This window comes from uncultured Porphyromonas sp. (genome assembly GCF_934359325.1).
Taxonomy (GTDB): Bacteria; Bacteroidota; Bacteroidia; order Bacteroidales; family Porphyromonadaceae; genus Porphyromonas_A.
Genome location: NZ_CAKRLH010000079.1, coordinates 1 through 7635 on the forward strand (window position 1 = coordinate 1; position 7635 = coordinate 7635).

Below are 7635 nucleotides of genomic sequence, written 5' to 3' on the forward strand. Positions count from 1 at the left end.
ACGGAGAGCATCACATGGGGACGTATCTCCTTCATAGCCTTGACGAGGATCGAGGGTGTCGGCTTGTAGCGTAGGATAAAGATATGTCCGCCGACGGAGAGCGGCAGCAGGACGTTGAAGGCGAGGGAGAAGGCATGAGCATTGGGGAGCATGCAGAGGAGTACGTCGCCGGGCATCTCCACCTTCTTCTCTTGAGCGCCGAGGACATTTGCGATGAGGTTATTCGCCGTGATCATCACGCCCTTGCTGATGCCGGAGGTGCCGGAGGTGTAGGTGAGGAGGACGACGTCCTCATTGGAGACCCCTTCGTAGTGGATATCCTCCTTGGTAAATCCGGCAGGGTAACGCTCGGTAAAGAGTGCCTCCACGTCGATACTGTGGAGTCGCCCCTCGCGCGTCATCTCGGGGACCACACTGCACGACATGATGTCCACGAAAGTACGGACCTCCGGGAGGTGGTCTATCGAGAGGCGCTGCCGATGCTCAACGTCGGCAAAGACCACCACAGAGTCGGAGTGGTTGATGATCGCCTCCACATCCTCAGCCGTAAAGGCAGGCAGGATCGGCACGACGACAGCCCCGTAGGTGACGATGCCCATCCAGTGGATGCACCACTCGGCGCAGTCCTCACCGATGAGTGCCACCCGCTCTCCCTTCTTGACCTCGAGGGCCTGCAGGAGCAGTTGCGTACGTGCCACCCCTCTCGCCACATCTGCGTAGCTAAAGGTCTTGCCGGTGTCGTAATTGGTCAGCGCTGCCAGCGCCCAAGAGTCAGCAAACGACTTCTCGTAGGCTTTGATGAAAGGTGTCTCTATCATATCAGTCTCTATGTATTACAAGTCCCCTCTGTTTCGCAAAATTACTCAATTTCCCTGAGGATAGAGATCCTCTGCAAAAAGCTCCCGTATGGCTACCCTCCCGGGATCACTGCTCAGGCGCCAACCCGCTCTTGATGGCGGAGGTGAGGTCGTCGGTGAGACGGATCATCCCCTCGGCATCCTCGCTGTAGTCGGAGGTGCGGATCAGCGGGTGGATCGTCATCGTGATACGGTGGGGGTGGACGAAGTAGTGATCCTTGGGCAGCGCCTCGAAGGTACCGTCTATCGTCACCGGCAGCACCGGCGTACCGGTGGAGATGGCGATGCTGGCAACGCCCTTACGGAGCCGCCCCACCCGTCCGGTCGTGGAGCGTGTCCCCTCGGGGAAGATCATGATGCTGAAGTCCTCGGCGATGGTCGACTTGGCATCCTCGATCACCCGTCTCGCACCACTCGGTGTATGGTCGACGAAGATGAAGCCGATCCTCTCGCACGCCCAACCGACGAAGGGGATCTTACGGATCGGAGCCTTGAGTACCCAGCGACACGGCATATGGAGATACCCCGCCATGACAAAGACGTCGAGGGCGCTCATATGATTGGGTGCCACGATGACCGCCTCATCAGGGATATGCTCCTTACCCCGCACCGTGACGGGGGAGAAGAGGAGGTTCATCGTCAGCTTACTCCAGATGCGTGAGGGGAGATAGGTGGCGCCCCTCCTCCAGCCGAGCGCAGAGCCCAGCACCGTCAGGATCGACGTTAGGATCGTGGCGAGGACAAAGAGGGGGACAAAGATGAGCCAGTAGTAAATCGCCCAGAGGGGCTTGAGTAGTGGATTCATGACAGAGGGGGCTTTACTTGACGAGGTAGCGCTTGATGCTCTGCTTGGGAGTCTTCTCGAAGGGCTCCTCCCGCAGCTCTACGGCGCTCACCTGCTCGTACATCGGCAGGCGCTGATTGATCATGTCGCGGAGGGTATTCATCGCCTCGGCGACCTCCTTATCCTTCACCTTACCCTCAGACTTGAGCGCATCCACATCGGGGACGACGATGGCGACGAGCTTGGTGTCACGCTGCACCACGACACACTCCATGACAAAGGGGCTGGAGCCGTAGAGCGACTCAATCTCCTCGGGGAAGATGTTTTGCCCATTCGCCGTCAGCAGCATCGCTTTGCTCCGTCCGCGGAGGTAGACGTATCCATTGGCATCTATGAAGCCGAGGTCGCCCGTCCGCATCCAGCCGTCGGGGGTAAAGAGCGCCTTCGTCGCCTCCTCATTCTTATAGTACCCGAGGCAGACATTCTCCCCGCGCACCTGCACCTCGCCCACCTCATGACCGGAGCCGTCGCTCTGAAATCCTCCCTCCACGGGGCTTATCCGCACCTGCTCAATCTCCGGCAGGACCTTACCGCAGCTGCTGCACTTATGCTCACGAGGAGTAGCATAGCTGATCAGCGGGGCGCACTCGGTGATGCCGTAGCCGATCGTGAGAGGGAAGCCGGTATTGAGTACAAACTTCTCCACCTGATCATTGATCGCCGCACCACCGACGACGAATTGCTCCACCCGTCCCCCCATGGTGTCGAGCATAATCTTCCCGATACGATTGTAGACTAAGAGATTGAGCACCGGGATACCGATGATCGTCTTTACGGCGGGCGAGTAGGCATTGATCTTTTTGAGGATGATATTCTTATAGACCTTCTCCAGTACAAGGGGGACCGAGAAGATCACCTGAGGACGCACCTCCTGAAGTGCCTTGATCAGGATGGCCGGTGTCGGCTTGTAGCGCAGGATGTAGATCTGGGCGCCACAGGTGAGCGGAGAAAGGAAGTCAAACATCAGCGCATACGCATGCGCCAGCGGCAGGAAGCTGAGCATCTGCTGACCGGGACGATAGATCTTCCTAACGTGAGTGATATTAATATTTGCAGCAATGTTATTCGCCGAGAGCATCACGCCCTTGCTGAAGCCGGAGGTGCCGGAGGTGTAGCTCAGGAGGACGAAATCGCTATTGGACACCTTATCATAGACCACATCACTCCTCCGGAAGCCGGCCGGGTAGCGCTCCTCCATCAGCCGGTCGGCATCGAGGGTGCGGCACTCCTTGACCGACGTGCACTCGGGGAGGGGTGCGAGGGTGTCGATCCGGTAGGTGGCTCGGATCGACTTCAGCTTCTTGGGATCAAGCGCGGAGACATGCTCCGGACCGACGAAGATCACCTTAGAGTCGGAGTGCTCCACGAGATGCATCGTATCCTCGGGGGTGAAGGCAGGCAGGATCGGCACCAGCACAGCGCCGTACGTGATCACCCCGAGCCAGACGATACACCACTCTGCACTATCCTCGCCCAGCAGTGCCACATGATCCCCCTTCGTCACGCCGGAGGCCTCGAGGAGGAGGTGAACCCTCGCGACACCGCGAGCCGCATCGGCATAGCTGTAGATGGTGCCGGAGTCGTAGTTGCAGAGCGCGGGGCGGATCCAGTGCTTGCGGAACGCCTCCTCAAAGAACTTTACCAATGGCTTCTCGATCATCTCTTATCTCTTCTCTTGTGATGTGGGAAAAAGTGCGCACATAGCTCATATGAGAGCAAAAGTACAGAAAGTTTTCATTCGCACCGAGATCAGCTCCGGGCATGCCTTAGAGGGGGCTCGATCACGCTGAAAACTATTACCGGTAATAGTGCGAACTAATACCGATATTAGTTGTGACTAATATCGGTATTAGATGTTAGTCTGAAAACCACGCCCTCTGCCACTCTCGGACGAAGCAGCAATTTTGGGGAGTGTGGGGTGTCGGTGGTCTTATTTTTAGCTACCTTTGCGGTCCTATAACAGAGTTTAATTTTGAAAATGCCATTATATCCCTACCCATGAGACAACTTATCTACGCTCTGTCCCTACTGGCAGTCTCTCAGACCGCCCTGGCAATCCGAGCTATCGACCGGGACGAACTCCCTCTGGACAGCCTCGAGACGAGGCAGCTGGAGGAGGTGCAGGTCTACGCACAGACACCGCTGATCCGTGAGGCCAATGAGCTCTGGCGTGTGCCGGGCGGCGTCACGATGATCACGCCGACGGTGATGCGGGAGTTTCATCTGCACAACCTGACCGACCTGACGGCGCTGGTGCCGGGGCTCTACATACCGGACTACGGATCCTCATCCAATGCGCCGATCTACTTCCGCGGGATAGGCTCGCGTAGCGGCTCCTCAGCCACATCACTCTACATCGACGGAGTGCCGACACTGACTCAGACGCTGAAGAAGGATATACTCGATGCCGCCTCTATCCGTGTCATGTCCGCCAGTCAGAGCTCCACCTATGGGCGAAACTCGATGGCCGGCAATATCCATGTCCGGACGATCAGCCCATTTGAGAAGCAGGGGCTGGAGGTACTCCTCCGTGGGGGTAGCTACATGACCGGTCGCGGACAGGCGATCTACCGCACGCTGCTCTCCCCGGAGTGGGGACTGACGGTGGGCGGATATGTGCAGTACCTCGGCGGATACTACACCAATCAGTACGATGGGAAGAAGTCCGACCACTCCCTCAGCGGCGGCGGTACCATCCGCGGTGAGTGGCGCCGGGGGCCCCACGCGCTGATCCTCTCTGCCAACGCCGACGGAGTGGATCAGGGAGCCTTCCCCTACGCCCCTAAGGATCCCGAGACGGGTAAGGTGATGGCGCCTAATATCAATCGCCCCGGGACGTACAACCGCTTCTCCACTCAGGAGCGGCTCAGCTACACCTTTGCCGGAGACGAGGCAGACCTCCACATCAACGGCGGTGTGGAGTACCTCCACGGTAGGATCCATATGGATCAGGACTACAGCCCGGCCGACGTTTTCTCTGTCAATCAGCGAGAGAAGCAGCTCGCCACGACACTGGAGGTGGCACTGAAGTCCAAGAGAGACGGGCGATTCCACTGGACGACCGGGGTCTCGGGCTTTTACCTCCACTCAGATCACCACTCACCGGTGGAGATCTACCCCGACGGACTGCAGAAGCTGGTCCAGCCCCAGCTCAATCGCGCCATGGCGATGATGGCGAAGAGGGGGATCAAGATGCCGGGTAAGCTGCTTGCCGACACGGAGATGGCGCTGAATAATAATCAGTCCTGGAAGAAGGACTGCGGCGTTGCCGCTTACCTGGAGGGCAGCATCGCCGACTTTGTCATCCCTCGACTGACTCTGACTGCCGGGCTGCGCGTCGACCTGGAGCATCAGGGCTTTGACTACGACAGTGACTTCGCCTCTCGGGTCATCATGGAGATGAATCGCGGAGGCAAGACGATGCGCATGCCCCAGCCGATTGGTGGTCGGGTGAAGGACAGTGGTGCTCAGACCTTCCTCGTCGCTCTGCCCAAGCTGGCACTGAGCTACGACCTGACCGACGATCTCAATGCCTTCATCACCGTCTCTCGCGGCTACAAGACCGGCGGATACAGCGACCAGGTGATGACGCAGACGGCGATGCAGGCCGCCTTCCAGAGCCTGATGCCCAAGCCGGGAGCAAAGCCAGGTCGTCCTCAGGCGATAGATCCGGACAATCTGCCGATCGTCCCATCCGACCCTAAGGCAGCAGCCTACGAGCCGGAGTATGGGATCAATTATGAGGTAGGCTTCCGTGCTCGGCTCTTCGACAACCGCCTCCTCCTGACGACAACGGTCTTTGACACCCGGATCACCAATCAGCAGATCACCCGCTTCGTGAATACAAGCGCCGGTCGGTATGTGGACAATGCGGGGCAGAGTCGCAGCACCGGGGTGGAGGCGACCGCCGCCTGGCAGATCATCCCCTCTCTCCGCGCCTCAGTCTCTTATGGACATGCAAAGTCCCGATTTGAGGTATGGCATACCAAGGTGACCAAGCCCTCTGGCGAGAGGGTAGAGGTCGACCTCGCCGGCAACTACGTCCCCTATATGCCGCAGCATACCGCCTCTGCACTGCTGAGCTACCACAAGGGGCTAGACTACAAGGTCCTCAAGGCAGTACACGCATCGGCTGAGTACAGCGGCGTCGGCCCGATCTATCGAGATCCGGAGAATACGGTGCGCGAGGACTTCTACTCCCTCCTGGGTGCCCGCGCCGGAGTACAGCTGGGGCTGGTGGACGTGACCCTCTGGGGCCGCAACCTGCTCAATACGGAGTACCACCCGTTCTACTTCAGCTTCTTCGGACAGGATCTCTTCCAGAAGGGGGCGCCCCTCACCTTTGGCGTCGACCTCATGATCAGGATGTAAGGTTAGACTAAGTCACTGTAAGAGAGGAGTCCCGGCGATCGTCGGGGCTCCTCTTCTTTTTTCCTCCGGGAGTGTCACCATATCGTAACTCGGTTAAAATAGGTGGACATTCCTAAAGTAAGCGATCTACAAGAGCGGTCAGCTTGCAAATGCGGATTCGTTTTCCTACCTTTGTGATGTAAAGAAGGGGGAAGCAAGCGTGCTTCTGTACAGATAGTACAGCAATACACGATCATAGACATTCGCGTCGGGCACACGGGAAACTCGTCAATATTAAAACAATTCCGAGACCCTTGGATCTTGCGATGGCGTGCCGTGGCCCTTCGGGGCGGGCGGATTACAAAGCACGATTCATCCTCAAATCCTTACTTTCGGAGTTATCCAAAGTCCCCGACGCGATCTTATAAGGGCTCACAGAGTGGTCATCCATTCTGTGAGCCCTTTCTATTTGCCCCTATGGGAGCGATATCAGTTGGTCTTGTACTTGTAGTCCTTGACCTCAGCGAGGTCGGCATTAGCCTTGACGATCTTCTGCTTCAGTCCCTCCTTATAGTCGCGATAGCGCTCGGCGAGGTCCTTGTCCGCCACGGCGAGGATCTGGACGGCGAGGAGAGCCGCATTGAGCGAGCCATTGATCCCCACGGTGGCGACGGGGATACCGCCGGGCATCTGGACGATGGCGAGGAGCGCATCCATGCCGGAGAGGGTGGAGGCGATCGGGACGCCGATCACCGGGACGGTAGTCTGTGCAGCGATGACGCCACAGAGGTGCGCCGCCATACCGGCGGCAGCGATGATGACGCGGATACCACGCTCCTCGGCGTGGGTGGCGAAGTCGGTCACCTCCTGGGGAGTGCGGTGGGCGGAGAGCGCCAGCAGCTCAAAGGGGACCTCCATCTGCTCCAGCAGGTCGAGAGCCTTCTTCATCACCGGCAGGTCGCTGGTGCTGCCCATGATGACGCTGACGATGGGCTTATCGGGTGTAGCCATAGCTTGATACTCTAATATGTGTGTAAAAAAATAGGGAAGAGAGTACGACCTCCGTCGCCTCTCTCCCCTTGTCTTGTCATAAAACTATCTGAAGTAGATTACTTCTCTACCAGAGCCTTGTAGTCAGCAGCAGAGAGGAGACCCTCGAGGGCGCTCGCATCAGCGACCTTGCCCTTGATGATCCAGCCCTTACCGTAGGGGTCCTGATTGACCAGCTCAGGAGCGTCCTCGAGCTCGTCATTGGCCTCCTCCACCTCGATGGTGCAGGGAGCGATCAGATCGGATACGGTCTTGACAGCCTCGATGGAGCCAAAGGGCTCTCCGGCCTCTACCGTACCCTCACCGTCCACGTCTACGAAGACGATGTCCCCCAGCTCCTGCTGAGCGAAGTCGGTGATGCCGACAGTTACTTGATTACCCTCTGCGAGGATCCACTCGTGGTCCTGGGTGTACTTCAGGTTTTCAGGAAAGTTCATAGTGTTGCTATTGTTTTGGTTGGCAAATATCTCCAGTACAAATTTAGAATTCTTTTCTCAATCTTGCAACAGGGATCCCCATCCCATCCCTGTACTT

At 58.0% G+C, this 7635-nt stretch carries 6 protein-coding genes; 1 reads left to right on the top strand and 5 read right to left on the bottom strand.

Features of this window, described 5'->3' with window-relative positions:
• From Q0F21_RS04280 to Q0F21_RS04290, 3 genes are all read right to left on the bottom strand, one after another.
• Positions 1-818: AMP-binding protein (locus Q0F21_RS04280; RefSeq protein WP_297237721.1), on the bottom strand; the 818-nt coding region annotated here is incomplete at its 3' end.
• A gap of 106 nt (positions 819-924) precedes the next feature.
• The gene (locus Q0F21_RS04285; RefSeq protein WP_297237722.1) at positions 925-1662 is read right to left on the bottom strand and encodes a lysophospholipid acyltransferase family protein; all 738 of its coding nucleotides are present in this window, start codon (positions 1660-1662) and stop codon (positions 925-927) included.
• 13 nt (positions 1663-1675) lie between these two features.
• Positions 1676-3361: an AMP-binding protein gene (locus Q0F21_RS04290; RefSeq protein ID WP_297237724.1), complete on the bottom strand. Its 1686-nt coding sequence runs from the start codon at positions 3359-3361 to the stop codon at positions 1676-1678.
• Positions 3362-3699: 338 nt separating this feature from the next.
• Here Q0F21_RS04290 and Q0F21_RS04295 point away from each other — a divergent pair, with 338 nt between their 5' ends.
• Positions 3700-6072: a TonB-dependent receptor gene (locus Q0F21_RS04295; RefSeq protein WP_297237726.1), complete on the top strand. Its 2373-nt coding sequence runs from the start codon at positions 3700-3702 to the stop codon at positions 6070-6072.
• 468 nt (positions 6073-6540) lie between these two features.
• On the opposite strand, the gene purE is transcribed toward Q0F21_RS04295, so the two are convergent.
• Positions 6541-7062, bottom strand: coding sequence for a 5-(carboxyamino)imidazole ribonucleotide mutase (gene purE, locus Q0F21_RS04300; protein WP_297237728.1), 522 nt, complete (start codon positions 7060-7062; stop codon positions 6541-6543).
• A gap of 98 nt (positions 7063-7160) precedes the next feature.
• Complete coding sequence (gene gcvH / locus Q0F21_RS04305; RefSeq protein ID WP_297237730.1) at positions 7161-7538, bottom strand: glycine cleavage system protein GcvH; 378 nt, start codon at positions 7536-7538, stop codon at positions 7161-7163.
• Between the last annotated feature and the right edge of the window lie 97 nt (positions 7539-7635).